14 protein-coding genes are annotated in these 16,493 nt (G+C 40.0%); 7 read left to right on the top strand and 7 right to left on the bottom strand.

The genetic code is table 11. The annotated features are described in order from the left end of the window. The first annotated feature begins 68 nt into the window (after positions 1–68). From D9K81_RS12155 to D9K81_RS12145, 3 genes are all read left to right on the top strand, one after another. Positions 69–1,376, top strand: a complete 1,308-nt coding sequence (locus tag D9K81_RS12155) for a D-alanyl-D-alanine carboxypeptidase family protein (RefSeq protein WP_120375008.1) — start codon at positions 69–71, stop codon at positions 1,374–1,376. 142 nt (positions 1,377–1,518) lie between these two features. Further along, positions 1,519–2,805, top strand: coding sequence for an NAD(P)/FAD-dependent oxidoreductase (locus tag D9K81_RS12150; RefSeq protein WP_120375099.1), 1,287 nt, complete (start codon positions 1,519–1,521; stop codon positions 2,803–2,805). A gap of 136 nt (positions 2,806–2,941) precedes the next feature. Then, positions 2,942–3,424, top strand: coding sequence for an FKBP-type peptidyl-prolyl cis-trans isomerase (locus D9K81_RS12145; protein WP_106986361.1), 483 nt, complete (start codon positions 2,942–2,944; stop codon positions 3,422–3,424). Between the two features lie 320 nt (positions 3,425–3,744). On the opposite strand, the gene D9K81_RS12140 is transcribed toward D9K81_RS12145, so the two are convergent. The 5 genes from D9K81_RS12140 to D9K81_RS12120 form a co-directional block, all read right to left on the bottom strand. Continuing rightward, positions 3,745–4,518 (bottom strand): M48 family metallopeptidase, encoded by a 774-nt coding sequence (locus D9K81_RS12140; protein WP_120375007.1) that lies wholly within the window; start codon positions 4,516–4,518, stop codon positions 3,745–3,747. Positions 4,519–4,633: 115 nt separating this feature from the next. Then, entirely contained in the window at positions 4,634–4,948 is a 315-nt protein-coding gene (locus tag D9K81_RS12135; protein ID WP_120375098.1) for a hypothetical protein, read from the bottom strand. 213 nt (positions 4,949–5,161) lie between these two features. After that, the gene (locus tag D9K81_RS12130) at positions 5,162–6,481 is read right to left on the bottom strand and encodes an adenylosuccinate synthase (RefSeq protein ID WP_120375006.1); all 1,320 of its coding nucleotides are present in this window, start codon (positions 6,479–6,481) and stop codon (positions 5,162–5,164) included. Positions 6,482–6,546: 65 nt separating this feature from the next. Then, complete coding sequence (locus D9K81_RS12125; RefSeq protein ID WP_120375005.1) at positions 6,547–7,713, bottom strand: ATP phosphoribosyltransferase regulatory subunit; 1,167 nt, start codon at positions 7,711–7,713, stop codon at positions 6,547–6,549. Between the two features lie 278 nt (positions 7,714–7,991). Then, the gene (locus tag D9K81_RS12120) at positions 7,992–8,444 is read right to left on the bottom strand and encodes an Lrp/AsnC family transcriptional regulator (protein ID WP_120375004.1); all 453 of its coding nucleotides are present in this window, start codon (positions 8,442–8,444) and stop codon (positions 7,992–7,994) included. Between the two features lie 139 nt (positions 8,445–8,583). On the opposite strand from D9K81_RS12120, the gene D9K81_RS12115 reads away from it, so the two are divergent. Continuing rightward, the gene (locus D9K81_RS12115; RefSeq protein ID WP_120375097.1) at positions 8,584–9,333 is read left to right on the top strand and encodes an AzlC family ABC transporter permease; all 750 of its coding nucleotides are present in this window, start codon (positions 8,584–8,586) and stop codon (positions 9,331–9,333) included. Then, complete coding sequence (locus D9K81_RS12110; RefSeq protein WP_120375003.1) at positions 9,330–9,629, top strand: AzlD family protein; 300 nt, start codon at positions 9,330–9,332, stop codon at positions 9,627–9,629. The genes D9K81_RS12115 and D9K81_RS12110 overlap by 4 nt, the downstream gene beginning before the upstream one ends. A 133-nt stretch (positions 9,630–9,762) precedes the next feature. Here the strand turns inward: D9K81_RS12110 and D9K81_RS12105 are convergent, their stop codons facing one another. Together D9K81_RS12105 and gap are read right to left on the bottom strand one after the other, a co-directional pair. Then, positions 9,763–10,065 carry a hypothetical protein gene (locus tag D9K81_RS12105; RefSeq protein WP_120375002.1) on the bottom strand — a complete coding sequence of 101 codons (303 nt, stop codon included), beginning with the start codon at positions 10,063–10,065 and terminating at the stop codon, positions 9,763–9,765. A gap of 304 nt (positions 10,066–10,369) precedes the next feature. Beyond that, positions 10,370–11,395 carry a type I glyceraldehyde-3-phosphate dehydrogenase gene (gene gap, locus D9K81_RS12100; RefSeq protein ID WP_120375001.1) on the bottom strand — a complete coding sequence of 342 codons (1,026 nt, stop codon included), beginning with the start codon at positions 11,393–11,395 and terminating at the stop codon, positions 10,370–10,372. Positions 11,396–12,010: 615 nt separating this feature from the next. Between gap and alaS the strand changes: the two genes are divergently transcribed. Continuing rightward, positions 12,011–14,704, top strand: a complete 2,694-nt coding sequence (alaS, locus tag D9K81_RS12095; protein ID WP_171406923.1) for an alanine--tRNA ligase — start codon at positions 12,011–12,013, stop codon at positions 14,702–14,704. A 291-nt stretch (positions 14,705–14,995) separates the two neighbouring features. Next, positions 14,996–16,276 (top strand): aspartate kinase, encoded by a 1,281-nt coding sequence (locus tag D9K81_RS12090; RefSeq protein WP_120374999.1) that lies wholly within the window; start codon positions 14,996–14,998, stop codon positions 16,274–16,276. Positions 16,277–16,493 lie beyond the last annotated feature (217 nt).

The raw sequence follows: 16,493 nt of genomic DNA, 5'->3' as shown, positions 1-16,493 counted from the left end.
AAAAAAAGGCATAGCATTCCTAAAATTTTTTGCATTTTCGGCCTAAGGATAGGCTGTAAGGAAACCCATTGAAACGCGTAATTTACTTCATCTTGGCGCTGGTTACATTATGCTCCACGATCACCCATGCAGCTTTACTCAATATCAAGCCTGAATCTGTAGAAGCTGAAGCTTGGAGCATTGTAGACCCTCAGTCTGGACAGGTCATTGCTGAGCACAATAGTCATGTTCAACGCGCACCCGCATCATTAACCAAAATGATGGTGGCTTATATTACGCTCAAAGAAATTCAGGCTGGACACTTACGCAAAAATGAAGTGCTCACCGCAACTTCTGTGGTGAAGCTCGTACAATGGGATGAATCTCAAATGTACCTCAAAGAAGGTGAACAGATCACCATTGATCAGCTCCTTTCTGGTTTAGTGGTGATGTCTGCCAATGATGCAGCGGTTTCACTTGCAGAACGCATTTCAGGCAGTGTGCCAAAGTTTGTGGAACGCATGAATAAAGAAGCCAAAGCATTAGGCATGAATGACTCACACTTTGAAAATCCACCGGGTGTAACCATGCCTGAGCATTATTCATCAGCTGCGGATTTAGCACGTTTAGGTGCTGCGATAGTGAAAGAATTTCCGGATTACTTAAACTACTCAAAACAGCAAAGCTTTTCTTATAATGGTCGTTTCCACCGTGCAACCAACATATTATTAAAACAAGACCCAAGTGTTGATGGCTTAAAAACTGGCTTTACCCGCGCCGCAGGCTACAACTTAGCCCTCACAGCAAGCCGACCCACAGGACGTTATAATGATCCTGATCGTCGCTTAATCGTTGTGGTTTTAGGCACGAAGAGCGGTTTAAAACGTGCAGAAGTCGCACACAAACTGATGAACCTCGCCTATGTCTACACACGTAATGAAGTTGCGGTAAAAGACAAAACACTTTTGGCTGAAGTCCCTGTCATTAAATCTACTTTAAAAATGTTTAAGGTAGAAACTAAAGCGCCACAAATTATTAGTACAGCGCTTGTTGATCCAGCAGTTCAGCTCGATTTAGCCAATTTTGATCCACTACGCCAACGCATTGCACAAGACCTAGGCAATGGTCAAATTCAAGTTTTAGAACCACTACAACAAACCAATACCAACTTAGAAGTAAAAATGAATGAGAAGTTGCTGACTGCACCACTTTCTCAAGTGATGAAGCTTGCAACGATTGAGGTATATCAAAATAATCAACTCATCAATAGCTTTGAAGTCGAAGATGATGTTCAAATTGAAGAAGCCAGCATTTTCCAGCGCTTTTTTCACTGGTTAAGCAGTTTGTTTGGTGGCAGTGTAAATAGCGAAATTAAAACCTATCCTATCGGCAAATAATTTTTTGCAATGATGTGTTTCTGTAACATGTCAGACAAAGGTTTATCAAGCAAAATAAGAAGATGGCATACTAAGGCCATCTTTTTTTTACAATAATAAAATAGGTAAGTGTATGCCAAATGATAAAAATTCCACTTCAGAGATGACAGCTTTACATCGAATCGTGATTGTTGGTGGCGGTGCTGGTGGTTTAGAGCTCGCAACATTATTAGGAGGCAGTTTAGGCAAATCGCAAAAAGCTCATATTACTTTGGTTGATTTAAAGCTCAATCACGTGTGGAAACCCCTACTGCATGAAATTGCAGCAGGCACTATGAATATTAATGATGAAGCAACCAACTATTATGCCCATGCCAGTAAAAATCATTATGAGTTTGTACTCGCAAAACTAGAACAAGTCTACTCTAAAGAGCAACAAATTGGCTTGAGCCCAATCATTAATGGTAAATATGCTTCTACAAACGAGGAAACGCGCCTGAGTTATGACACCCTCATTTTAGCCGTAGGTTCAGTCTCCAATGACTTTGGTACGCCAGGTGTTCAAGAATACTGCCATTATTTAGATAGTCTGCAACAGGCTGAAGTGTTCCAACAAGATCTTTTACACCTTTACCTCGATGCACAAAATAAAAATGCAGACCGCACACTTACCATAGGCGTGATTGGCGCAGGTGCGACTGGGGTCGAACTTTCAGCAGAATTAATTCAAGCCAAAGAAAATTTTTATAAATATGGTTTAAATAAAATTCACCCAAATAACGTCAAAATTACTTTAATTGAAGGTGCGGAGCGTATTTTACCCGCGCTTCCGCCACAAATGGCCGAGCATGCACAACAACAACTCACACGTATGAAAATTGATGTACTCAGTGGCAAGCGTGTAGAAAAAGTCGATGCTACTCATATTTACTTTAATGATGGCACCAGCATTCAAGCCGAACTCAAAGTTTGGGCTGCAGGGATTAAAGCGCCAGACGTTATTCAGCAATTAGAAGGTTTTACCAAAGATAGAATGGGCCGTTTAGACGTATTCGCTACACTGCAAACCAAGTCTGACCCAAATATCTTTGCCCTAGGTGATTGTGCGCATTGCCAGCCACGTGCTGATGAACCTGTACTTGGCCCTCGTGCTCAAGTGGCCAGCCAACAGGCCTCTTTTCTCGCTGAAGCCATGAAAGCCCGCATCAAGGGTCAATCCCTACCAATGTTTGTATTCTCTGATAAAGGCTCGCTGGTGTCTTTGAGTAAGCATAAAGCAGTTGGAGAGTTACTTGGCCAAGTCAATGTACAAGGCTTTGTGGCTAAATCGATGTATGTTTCGCTGTATCGCTTACATCAAGCCACCATTTATGGCTACACTCAAGCTGGGCTACTCACAGCTAAAGATTTTGTTACACGAAAAATCACACCAAAAATAAAATTGCATTGAAAAATTCACATTCATCCCAATTAATGAAAAAAGCATCAGAAGAACTGAAATTTTGCATTTTTTTCGCAAATTCAGTCTACAAAAGTGCAAATTCACTTTATGATGTAACCCTTAAAAAATTGAACGGATCAATAACATGACTGCTATTGCAAATAACCTCGTGGTTTCTTTCCACTACACATTGACTAATGCAGAAGGTGAAACTCTTGATAAATCTCAAGGTGAACCACTTGCATATTTGCACGGCGCAGGCAACATCATTCCTGGTCTTGAAAATGCACTTTTAGGCAAAACTGTTGGTGAAAAATTCACTGTTACAGTTCCTGCTGCTGAAGGTTATGGCGAATACAACCCAGAACTAGTTCAAGAAGTTCCTGCACAAATGTTCCAAGGTGTAGATAACATCCAAGCTGGTATGCAATTCCAAGCACAAACTGATGACGGCGTTCAAATCGTTACTGTTAAATCTGTTGAAGGCGACAACGTAATCGTTGATGCTAACTTCCCACTTGCTGGTCAAGATTTAACTTTTGAAGTTGAAATCGTTGAAATCCGTGAAGCTTCTCAAGAAGAACTTGACCATGGTCACGTTCACGGTGCAGGCGGTCATCACCACTAAGATCTATTGATCTAAAGTGTGAAAAGGCAAAGTTTTACTTTGCCTTTTTTATTGCTTGTGTTTAATCAAAATAATCGCTTATACAATCTTCACATAATGCAGTTGTTGATATTTTTGAATACTGCGCCCTATCGCGTCATCAAACAAATACTTCACCATAAGAAATCTATTCGATAGCAATCACATCAAGCAAAATAGACATCCTTTCATAGGCTTCAAATTAAACTACAAAATAGCCGACTTAACTCTGCTCTTCAGCTAGTTTTTAAGGCATAAAAAAGCAGGGGCTAAACCCTGCTTTCTGCATAAGCCACAACTGTTTATTTACGCTGATTATACAGTGCTTGTGCAGCGGGTAAGTTTTTACGCATTGCATCAATACGTTGTACATTTGATGGGTGAGTCGATAAGAATGTTGCCCCCCCCGCTCCATCAAGCTTATTCATTTTTTCCCAAAGCGTGATAGCTGCCTGTGGATTATAACCAGCACGTGCCATTAGCATTAAACCACCTTGGTCAGCTTGGCTTTCTAAACTACGTGAGTATGGTAAACCTACACCAATTTGACTCCCCAATTGTGCCGCCGCTGTACCTGTTTGGCCCACACCTGCCGCACTTAAACCAATCCCTAGTGCAAGATCCGTTAAGGCTTGTGCACCAATTTTTTGCTTAGAATGCTCTTCTAAAGCATGTGTCATTTCATGTCCCATAATGGCCGCAATTTCAGCATCGGTTAAATTCAGTTTATTCACAATACCTGTATAGAACACAACCTTACCACCTGGTGCTACATAAGCGTTCACTTGGTCTGACTTTAATACAGCCAATTGCCAGTCAAAACGTGTCCCAGTCTGATTATATTGGTCTGCTACAGGCTTAAGACGATTAAACACTGCATAGATACGTTTATAAGTAGCAGAACTTGTATCCAACGTTTTATTGCTATTGGCTTCTTGAACTGTTTTATTAAAACCTTGGCTTGCTGCTGCATTTAATGTTGCAGTATCTGCACCTGCCATATCAGCAATAGTGGTACAACCAGAAAGTGTAAGCGTGCCTGCAACACATAAACTCATCAATATATTTTTATTCATTGTATTTAAACTCCAAAAACATCAGCATTTTGCAAAAACATGCCACATTATATTCTTTAAATTTAGGAGCTTAAATAAATATTCGATACAAATTCATTTAATTTATGTAACGGCTTTAGCCAATAAACTGCATATATAACCAATATAGCAAACAAGCAATATTCAAAACAAAGTAAGCTTTCATCAATGGCTGAATTTTAAGATCCAATACCGCATCATTACGCTTAAACAATAAATATGCATTTTGAATGAGCATTGCAGGTGCTAAAACACAGGCAATCATGACTGACAAACCCACAAAAGCTTGGTAAAAGATATCTGGATGATAACTTTGCCCCTGAATAATCAACATAGCAATAGTAGGTGCACCACCCATTGCGAACAATAAAGAATATAGAATCGTTTTGGCAATATTCGGTTGTAAGGTCATAGCATCTTTATTCATTTTACTTTGAGATATTTTTTAACGTGTATTTGCGCTACAACATAGTCAACTTTAGTCGGCAAAAGCGTGAATTTACATTTCCCACTTAAAATTAAAGCTAAAATTGACTTTTAAAAATAAGCTTTTACTCACTAAATATCTACACAAAAAGAAGCCCTGCTATTGCAGGGCTTCTTTTATTCCATTTTAAAATGCAAATTAAGCATCAAATGGATGACGAAGAACGATTGTTTCTTCACGGTCTGGACCAGTTGAAATGATGTCGATTGGACATTCGATCAATTGTTCAAGACGTTTCACATAGTTGATTGCCGCTTCTGGCAATTGATCTAATGATTTCGCGCCGAAAGTAGACTCAGACCAACCTGGCATAGTTTCATAAATTGGTTTCAAAGTTTCAAATGCAAGCGCATCAGAAGAACCTACACAACCAGAATCTGCAGCTTCATAACCTACACAGATTTTTACTTCTTCTAAACCATCTAAAACGTCAAGTTTAGTTAAGCAAATACCTGAAAGTGAGTTTACTTCTACAGAACGACGTAGAATTTCTGCATCGAACCAACCACAACGACGTTGACGGCCAGTAGAAGCACCAAACTCAGAACCGACAGTACCTAAGTGTTTACCAATAGCATCACCTACATCGTTCGCTGCGTCATATACCAACTCAGTTGGGAACGGACCTGCACCTACACGAGTTGTGTACGCTTTAGTAATACCCAATACATAGTCAAGGTGCAATGGACCAAGACCTGAACCTGAGCTTACGCCACCAGCAGTTGTGTTTGAAGAAGTAACATACGGATATGTACCATGGTCAACGTCAAGAAGTGAACCTTGCGCACCTTCAAACATGATTTTTTTACCAGCTTTACGGTATGCGTGAAGTTCACCAGTCACGTCCATTACCATAGGCTCGATCACTTTGCGCCATTCGTCGCATAGTGCAATTACATCTTCAACTTTAACTGCTTCAACACCGAAGAATTGAGTCAATTGGAAGTTGTGGTATTCAAGAAGCTCTTCTAATTGAGCTTTAAGATGTTCACCACCACGAACCAAGTCAGCAACACGAATTGCACGACGAGCAACTTTATCTTCGTATGCTGGACCGATACCACGACCTGTAGTACCAATTTTCGCATTACCACGTTTAATTTCACGTGCTTGGTCAAGAGCAATGTGATGTGGAAGAATCAACGGACAGTTTGGAGAAATACGTAGGCGTTCACGTACAGGCACGCCTTCTTTCTCAAGAATGTCCATCTCTTTGATTAAAGCTTCAGGTGAAAGAACTACACCATTACCAATTAAGCACAATACGTTTTCACGTAAAATACCAGATGGAATGAGGTGTAATACAGTTTTCTTACCACCAACTACAAGTGTATGACCTGCGTTGTGTCCGCCTTGATAACGGACTACCGCAGCCGCTTGATCTGTGAGCAGGTCGACGATTTTACCCTTACCTTCGTCGCCCCATTGGGTACCCAGTACCACAACATTCTTGCCCATAATAGCCTCATTGCATCATGCTGTTAAAATTGGAAAAAAGCGTGTGCCCATAGGCACTTCCGCAGTTAAATTTGTTTGATTGTCCATTCACCATTTGCATTCACCAACTGGTGTGTCGCAGATGAAACTGAATTTAAATCATCATTACCAAGCAACTGAACCACACTGAATCCTTCGATACGTGCTGATTCAATTGCCTTTAATAAATCTGTGTCAATGCCTTTGGGTGCAACCAAAACTTGAGTTTTCTGAACTTGACCTGCAGTTAATGCATATAAGTCACAAGAAAAACCTGTTGCTGGACGTGCACGACCAAAATGCTCACCAATACCGTCATAGCGACCACCTTGAGCCAATGGTGCTGCACGGTTTGGTGCATATACGGCATACATTAAACCTGTGTGATAGTGATATGAACGAAGTTCTACCACATCAATACCAATGTGCAGGTCCGGCCAACGTGCTTGAATTGCGTCTTGAGTCGATTTCACAGCATCAAAAGCAAGTTTGAAAGCTTCGTTCGCCAAGACTTCAGCAGACAAATTAGCTTCTAAAGCATCTAAGTCACTCGCAAAACGACCTAAGGTATAGAAATCTTCACCAAACGGAATAGTTTGAGTAAACTCAGCAAGTTCAGGCAATGCTTTACGTTGATATAAGTCAGACAATTGACGTTCAAGCACTTTGCTCAAACCAGCTTGTTTTACCATGCTACGGAATAAACCGACATGCCCTAAATCAAGATGAATACCGTCTGCATGACCCGCTTTTTCAAGCAAGTTGATCATGACATCAATCAGTTCAACGTCAGCATCAATGCTGTCTGAACCAAATAATTCTGCACCTAACTGTAAAGGTGCACGCGTGGTATTAAAACCCTGTGGCTTAGTATGTAACACTGTACCAGCGTAGCAATAACGAGCTACACCTTCGACAGGATGTACATGCGCATCAATACGAGCCACTTGTGGTGTCATATCGGCACGCACACCAAGCAAACGACCTGAAAGTTGGTCGATCACTTTAAAAGTGGCTAAGTCTAAATCTTGATTCGATTCTGAAAGAGAAGATAGAGATTCGATGTATTCAATGAATGGCGTGTACACCAACTGATAACCTCGAGATGCGAGGAAATCTAATGCTTCACGACGCAAAGATTCAATCACTTGCGCCTGTTCTGGCAGTACATCAGCTACACCATCAGGTAATAACCATGTCTCTGAAATGGGCATGTTGTAAACCTAAATTCTTGTCAGCGCGGAACAAATCCGCATAAAAAAATCGGGAGCACACCCGATTTCTCCTAGTCTAGCACGATCACTTGGCTTGTGCACACGACTTTTTCATAAATGCTGCGCAAATAAACAGCCTTGCGTAAAATCTATGGTTAAATTTCCTTAAGAATTGATTATATAAAGTGTTTTTATCAGGTAAAAAGCAAATCACCTGCACATAATTTACACACCAAGGCCACATAAATACCGAAGAACAATGCACTCCCAGCTAAATACTAGAGTGGTAATGCTGTGGTCTGCTTAATTCGTTGTAACGGTATTTCTGTTTTCACACTTTGTATGCTAATAATTTTGTTTAAATGCTCAACCTGAAAACGACGATACGCGTCTAAATCGGCCACAACTATTCTTAAAAAGAAGTCGCAATCACCTGCCATTAATTGGCATTCAACCACCTCAGGCAAATCTTGTATCGCGTCTACAAAACTATTTACAGTATTGGCATCTTGTCCTTTTAGCCAAATCCGCGCAAAGACCGTTAACCCTAAATTTAATTTTTGTGGATTTAACAAGGCAACATATTTTTCAATATAGCCATCATCTTCTAATTGTTTCACCCGACGTAAACACGGCGATGCGGACAATCCTACCTGTTGGGCCAGTTCATTATTTTGTAGTTTCCCTTGATGTTGCAATACTTGCAGAATACGCTTATCTAATTGATCCATAATTAAAGCATTTAATATTTCATTTATAATTAAATTAGCAATAAAATTGCGTTAAGGCAAAATATATCCTCCATTACAATCACAAATTTCAACTTGTACAGAATAAAATAGATTTTCTATTCGCAGTTCAATGCTCAACATGTACAGCCTTCGTCGCACCACAACAGAAACACCCAGCACGCAACTTCAAGCCACAGAGTTTAAACGTGGCCTCAAAGTTTCTCTGCCTTTACTGCTGGGTATTATTCCGTTTGCATTAGTTTTAGGTGCTCAAGCGACACAAAAAGGTTTTTCTATTATAGAAGTGCCTTTATTAACGGGTCTTAATTTTGCAGGTGGTTCAGAGTTTGCCATTTTAGAAGTTTGGACCAATCCGCCCAATATTTTGATGTTAATTTTTATTACCTTCTTAGTGAATAGTCGCCACTTACTCATGGGTGCAAGCTTAGTCCCCTATTTACGCCACTTGCCTAATAAAACAGTATTTAGCGCATTATTTTTTATGTGCGATGAAAGCTGGGCTATTGGACTTGCAGACGCACAAAAGAAACAAGGGCTTTTATCCCCCTCACGTGCATTTAGCATGATGTTTTATGCGGGTATTTGTACTGCGCTGTACCTGATGTGGGTAGTTTTCACCACGCTGGGGGCCATGATCGGCCCCATCTTAGGCGACATTAGCCGTTTAGGTTTCGACATGGCATTTCCGGCTGTATTTTTAGTCTTGCTTCGTAGCATGTGGAAAGGCATGTCAGCTGCACGACCATGGCTAGTCAGTTTAATTACTGCTGCTTTAGCTTATTTATATCTACCAACAGGTTGGTATGTACCTGTCGGTGCAATTTGTGGCATTGCTTCAGCATTTTACTTTGTTGGAGATGATGCATGATTCATACTGCCACGTTGATCGCCATTCTTTTTGTCGCGATTACTACCTATTTAACGCGTATTTTGGGCTATGTCTTATTAAAAAATAAAACGCTGAGCGCAAAGCAACGTCAAATTTTAGAAGTCGTACCTGGCTGTGTGCTCATTTCTGTGATCGCACCTTATTTTGTGCGTGATAATCCTGCGGATATGATTGCAATTGTAGTGACATTAATTGCGGCTTCTCGCTTGTCACTCTTACCGACTGTCATCATCAGCATGAGCACGGCTGCTATTTTACGTATGACATTCAGTTAAACACTATTTCTACTGCGCATCTTGAAGCTTGATTTTGCATAAAAAAAGCCCCGCGCATACATTTGATCTGCTCAGGGCTTTTAATCTTGCTAACAATCTGGGCTTAACACCTAATATTATTTATTATTCGGCATTATTCTTTTGGCATTACCACTTTGGCTAACAAGGTCACCAACTCAGCATTTTGCAATTCAACCTGCTGTAATTTATGCGTGGTTTGATCCAAAACTTCTTGCTGAGTGTGCATCTTTTTTGCTAAATCTTGCATAATCTCTAAGGTTTTTTTCAGATTTTGCTCAAGATTTACAACTTTTTGATCCAATTGCACCTGTTCAGATTGCTTAAACATCTCATCGCCTTGGTTTTTGAATTGCATCCAAGTTAAGAAAATAACGGCCAAAGACAATAAAAAAATAAATCCCCACAAAATAATCATGTGCAAACTCTACTTATAGATTTGATTTCATCCTATCTTAACTAAATTCCAGAGAAATGAATGCTTAATTCTATAAAATACATCTACTTTTAAGCTCATTTCATCTTTTAAATGAGTCAAATGCCTTTTATAGATACGCTACAATCCACAACATAAAATTAGGCAAAACAGTCAGAACAACCAGAAATTAAAAATCAGCGTGTACATAAGCAAAGAAAAAGATCTATACGTAAATGCCAGTGTAAAGACATGAGCAAGTACCCATGATGATAGGTTTGGAATTGTAGCTACTTACTTTATTGATCTAGGCTGTAAAAGACTCACATAAATCCAATAAACGATTTGCATAACCCCATTCATTGTCATACCACGCAAAAACCTTCGCTTGCTTACCCACGACCATAGTTTGGGTTAAATCTACAATTAAAGAATATGGTGAATGATTAAAATCACTTGAGACCAGTGGTTCATCTGTAACTTGCATAATTTCAGCATAGCGACTGTGCGCTGCCTCTGTTAACAGCTGATTCACCTGTGCCACATTAATTTCAGTTTGCGAAATAAAAGTAAGGTCTATAGTCGCCACATTAATCGTCGGTACACGAATTGAATAGCCATTAATTCGATCAGCCATTTTAGGCAAAACCTGCTTTAAAGCGCCTAAAGCCGATGATGTGGTAGGAATAATATTTTGACCTGAAGCACGAGCACGACGTAAATCGCGGTGTGCATGATCCAAAACCGATTGATCCGCTGTCACTGCGTGAATTTCAGTCATCATGGCAGTATCGATACCAAAGGCATCATCAATAATTTTGACCAAGGGCACCAATGCTTGTGTTGTACAAGACACACTCGAAATAATCTGATCTGTATCTTTTACATCTTGATGGTTCACACCATATACAATCGCAGCATCTACCGTATCAAACGGTGCCGCACCAATAATGACTCGCTTCGCCCCTGCGGTAATATGCTGTGTGGCAGCTTCACGTGAACGGAACAGACCTGTGCATTCAAGCACCACATCAACATCCAAATTTTGCCATGGCAAATCATAAGGATGTGCTTGATTGAGCACCTCTACACACAAACTTTGCGTCGCAGACTGAATATTTAAATAATGGTGATATTCGTGTTGTTCAACACTCACTTGACCCTGAAAACGACCGTGTGTCGTATCATATTTAAATAAATGTACCAAGGTTTCAATGTCTGCAACATCATTGATGGCCACCACTTCAAAATTAAAGTGCTTTGGATTCTCAAACCAAGCACGTAACACATTACGCCCAATTCGACCAAATCCATTAATTGCCACTCGTTGCATGACTCAAACCTTGTAATATGAAACTGTTAGCTTAAAGCGCTTCTATATTAATGGATTTCGGGTAACAATAGTTATCATTAATTCTTTTATTGATTATTGGTCGTTTTTTTATGTTCACATCAAACCTATCAATAATAAAAAATAGACTTTATTTCCAAATTAAATCTATAGAAATAGCCAAGTTATTTAATATCAGAACACTTTAAAATTCATCGACATCACTGGGTATCTTTCATGTAATATTGCCACATATAAAGCAATCTTCCAGAGCTTAAAATAGCTTAGAACATTTAGAATTTATGACCATTTTAGTCTAAAAAATATGTATCAACTGAACATCTAAAAATCATGAATTAATGAGATCAAATTCAAAAAAAACACAAAACAATCCAAAATAAAAACGAAGCAAAAATTCGACAATTTTCAGAGAAATGCACGAATTTTATTGAATTGTATAAAAAGTCATAGAGTTAGCCGAAAATCGTTGGTCGCTACACCTTTTTCCGTTATAATTTAGCGTTTTTAAATTTTATGTCAGCACCTCAAGCCAGCTTTAATTTTTGTAAGACTTGCTTGATGTGCTATTACCAAATCGAAATTAGGAGAGACTTGGTTGTGAGTACTCGTTTTATGACATCAGCTGAAATTCGCGAAGCTTTTTTAAGCTATTTTGAATCGCAAGGGCATACACGTGTCGCGTCGAGTTCTCTGGTACCTGCCAACGACCCAACATTATTGTTCACAAACGCGGGTATGAACCAGTTTAAAGACTGCTTCTTAGGTCTTGAAAAACGTGACTACGTTCGTGCAACTTCTTCACAAAAATGCGTACGTGCTGGTGGTAAACACAACGACTTAGACAACGTTGGTTATACAGCGCGTCACCACACATTCTTTGAAATGTTGGGTAACTTCTCATTTGGTGATTACTTCAAACGTGATGCAATCAAATTCGCATGGGACTTTTTAACTGGCGAACAATGGTTAGCACTTCCAAAAGACAAGCTCTATGCCACTGTTTACCATACAGATGACGAAGCTTTTGATATCTGGAACAAAGAAATTGGGCTAGATGCTTCACGTATTATCCGTATTGGTGATAACAAAGGCGGTCAATACGCTTCAGATAACTTCTGGGCAATGGGTGATACAGGTCCATGTGGTCCTTGTTCTGAAATCTTCTTTGACCACGGCGACCATATTTGGGGTGGCTTACCAGGCACACCTGAAGAAGATGGCGACCGTTTCATTGAAATTTGGAACAACGTATTCATGCAGTTTAACCGTACTGCTGATGGCGTGCTCCACCCTCTTCCAGCACCTTCTGTAGATACAGGTATGGGCTTAGAGCGTATTTCTGCAGTTTTACAACATGTAAACTCAAACTACGAAATCGACCTATTCCAAAACTTACTTAAAGCAGCTGCTGAAATTATTGGTTTAGACACCACTGAACTTGAAGCAAAAGCACAAGCTGAAGGCAAACCAGTTGAATATCCAGCTTCACTTAAAGTGGTTGCTGACCATGCGCGTTCATGTTCATTCCTTATTGCTGATGGCGTAAATCCATCGAATGAAGGTCGTGGCTATGTATTACGTCGTATTATCCGTCGTGCAGTACGTCATGGTAACAAACTGGGCGCAACGGGCTCTTTCTTCCACAAAATGTTGAAGCCTTTAATCGACGTGATGGGTGCTGCATATCCTGAACTTGCAGAAAACCAAGCGCGTATCGAAGCACAATTGTTAAAAGAAGAAGAACAATTTGCAAAAACTTTAGAGCAAGGTTTGAAATTGCTTGAAGGCGAATTGGCTCAACTGAAGGGTTCGATCATTCCTGGTGAAGTGGTATTTAAACTTTACGACACTTATGGCTTCCCAACTGACTTAACAGCTGACATCGCACGTGAACGTGAATTGACCATTGATGAAGCTGGCTTTGAAGTTGAAATGGCTGCACAGCGCCAACGTGCACGCGACGCTGGCAAATTTGCAATCGACTACAACTCTGTTGTTAAAGTTGAAGGTGAAACTCAATTTGACGGTTACGATGCAACTGCAGGTTCTGGTCAAATCATCGCAATCTATAAAGATGGCGAGCAAGTTGATGAAGTCGTTGAAGGTGATGAAGCTTTAATCGTTCTGAACCAAACACCGTTCTATGCAGAAAGTGGCGGTCAAATCGGTGATACAGGTATCTTCAAAAACGATACAGGTATTTTCGAAGTTCAAGACACCAAAAAATCTGGTGGTGCGTTCGTACACCAAGGTATCGTGACGATGGGTAACTTAAAAGTTACTCAAAACGTAGAAGCAACTGTAAAAGCAGATATTCGTGCAGCAACTGCACGCAACCACTCTGCAACTCACCTTCTACATGCTGCATTACGCCAAATTTTGGGTACACACGTACAGCAAAAAGGTTCATTGGTTGCATCTGACGTTTTACGTTTCGACTTTGCCAACGACCAACCTGTAACATTTGAACAGCTTCAAGAAATTGAACGCTTAGTAAATGCAGAAGTGATTGCCAACACTGCAGTTTCTACTGAACTTCTAGACATCGAATCTGCGAAAGCAAAAGGCGCGATGATGTTGTTTGGTGAAAAATATGGTGATGAAGTTCGTGTACTTTCAATGGGTTCAATCATTGAAGATAAAAACTTCTCAATCGAATTGTGTGGTGGTATTCACGTTAAGCGCACAGGTGACATCGGGCTATTCAAAATCACTTCTGAAGGCGGTGTAGCAGCGGGTGTACGTCGTATTGAAGCAGTGACTGGCACAAAAGCAATTCAAGTTGCTCAAAAAGCAGAACGTGACATTCATGCAATTAACGATTTGCTCAAAGCACAAAAAGATCAAACTCTAGAGAAAGTGGAAGCTTTATCTAGCACTGCATCTAGCCTACAAAAGCAAATTGAACAATTGAACCAAAAATTGGCAAGCTTCCAAGCTGCTGAGCTTTTGAGTCAAGTTCAAGATATCGCTGGTCGTCAAACTTTAATTACCACTGTTCAAAACGTAGATGCGAAATCACTTCGTAACTTACATGATGGCGTGAAATCTAAGTTAGACAACGCTGTAATTGTTATCGCTGCTGTTGATGCAGATAAAGTTAGCTTGATCGCATCTGTTGCTAAAGAATTTACAGCAACGGTTAAAGCAGGTGACATTATTAAACACCTTGGCCAAGAACTTGGCGGTAAAGGTGGCGGTAAACCAGATATGGCACAAGGTGGTGCACCTTACAGCGACAAACTTGAAGCTGTAATGAATGACCTTGTGGCATGGTTAGCTGCAAAATAAGGTCAAATACCTATAGCTGATCAAGTATACTTGATCAGCTTTTGTATAAAAACCAAACAAACGTCAGTCTGATGTTGATTTTTTAATGATCCACAATTGCTAACGTGATAAAAATGATGAAGTCCACGAGAAAGCACTCTGCCCACTTGCGGACAAAAATGCATTCACTTAAATAACCGTGAAAACAGTTATTTAAACATGCGTGGTATATTAAAGCCGCCCCGAAAGGACGGCTTTAAATATGTAAAAGTGCTTTAAGTCTTGTGGCTTATATACTTGGTAAGGATAGTTATGGCATTAATCGTTCAAAAATATGGTGGTACCTCAATGGGTACTCCTGAGCGCATTTTAAATGTTGCTCGTCGTGTAAAGCGCTGGCATGATCACGGTCACCAAGTAGTGGTGGTTGTTTCTGCAATGAGTGGCGAAACAAATCGCCTACTTGCTTTAGCGAAAGCCATTACCGAAACCCCTGATCCACGTGAGCTAGACCAAATGGTGTCTACAGGTGAACAGGTAACGATTTCTATGTTAGCAATGGCGCTCAATTCTATTGGCGTTGCTGCAACATCACTAACGGGCCGTCAAGTCGGCATTAAGACTGACAGCGCTTTTACCAAGGCACGTATCGAATCGATTGACACTGATGTGTTAACTTCAAATTTAGATGCTGGTCGTGTAATTGTAGTTGCGGGCTTCCAAGGCTTTGATGCAAATGGTAATACCACAACACTTGGCCGTGGTGGTTCAGATACTTCAGGTGTAGCAATTGCAGCAGCACTGAAAGCAGATGAATGCCAAATCTACACAGACGTAGATGGCGTATACACAACTGACCCTCGCGTTGCACCAAAAGCGAAAAAAGTTGACCGCATTTCATTTGAAGAAATGCTAGAAATGGCATCTCTTGGTTCTAAAGTTCTACAAATTCGCTCTGTAGAATTTGCAGGCAAATATCAAGTGCCACTACGCGTATTATCAAGCTTTGATAATGACGATGACGGCGCATTTGATGAAGAGTTCAAAAAGAACGTTGGTACACTTATTACGACTGAATTGGAAGACAACATGGAACAACCAATTATCTCTGGTATCGCATTTAACCGTGACGAAGCTAAATTAACGATTTTAGGTGTTCCTGATGAACCAGGTATTGCGTCTAAAATCTTAAAGCCAATTGGCGATGCAAACATTGAAGTGGATATGATTATCCAAAATGTTGAAGAAGATGGTACAACTGATTTCACATTTACAGTTAACCGTGGCGAACTTGCGAAAGCGAAAAAAATTCTTGAAGAAACAGCTCAAGCAATTGGCGCTCGTGAAGTTGCAACACGTGATGACATCGTAAAAGTATCAATTGTTGGTGTAGGCATGCGTTCACATGCTGGCGTAGCAAGCAAAATGTTTACAGCTCTTGCTGACGAAGCAATCAATATTTTGATGATCTCAACTTCAGAAATCAAAATTTCTGTGATCATCGAAGAAAATTATTTAGAGCTAGCGGTACGCTCTCTTCATACTGCTTTCGGTCTAGACCGTGAACATGGTGAATCAAGCGTTCGTGCGTAATTAATGTGTCAAAAATTGTCATTGTTAGACAGTATTTGAAAAACATTACAAAAAGTCAGAGCCACTATAGTTTTTTTTATAGTGGCTCTGTTATATTAACTCTGAGGTTATTGAGAAAAGAATCAGAAAAAATTCGTAACAATGATGGTTACAACTTCTGATATATTTTCTTTGCTTTTTCAGGTTGTGTTTTTACATTCTAGATCAATTGCAGGTT

This window comes from Acinetobacter chengduensis (genome assembly GCF_003664645.1).
GTDB lineage: Bacteria > Pseudomonadota > Gammaproteobacteria > Pseudomonadales > Moraxellaceae > Acinetobacter > Acinetobacter chengduensis.
Note: the sequence above shows the minus strand (reverse complement) of the source record. Positions and strands in the feature narration are given on the sequence as shown.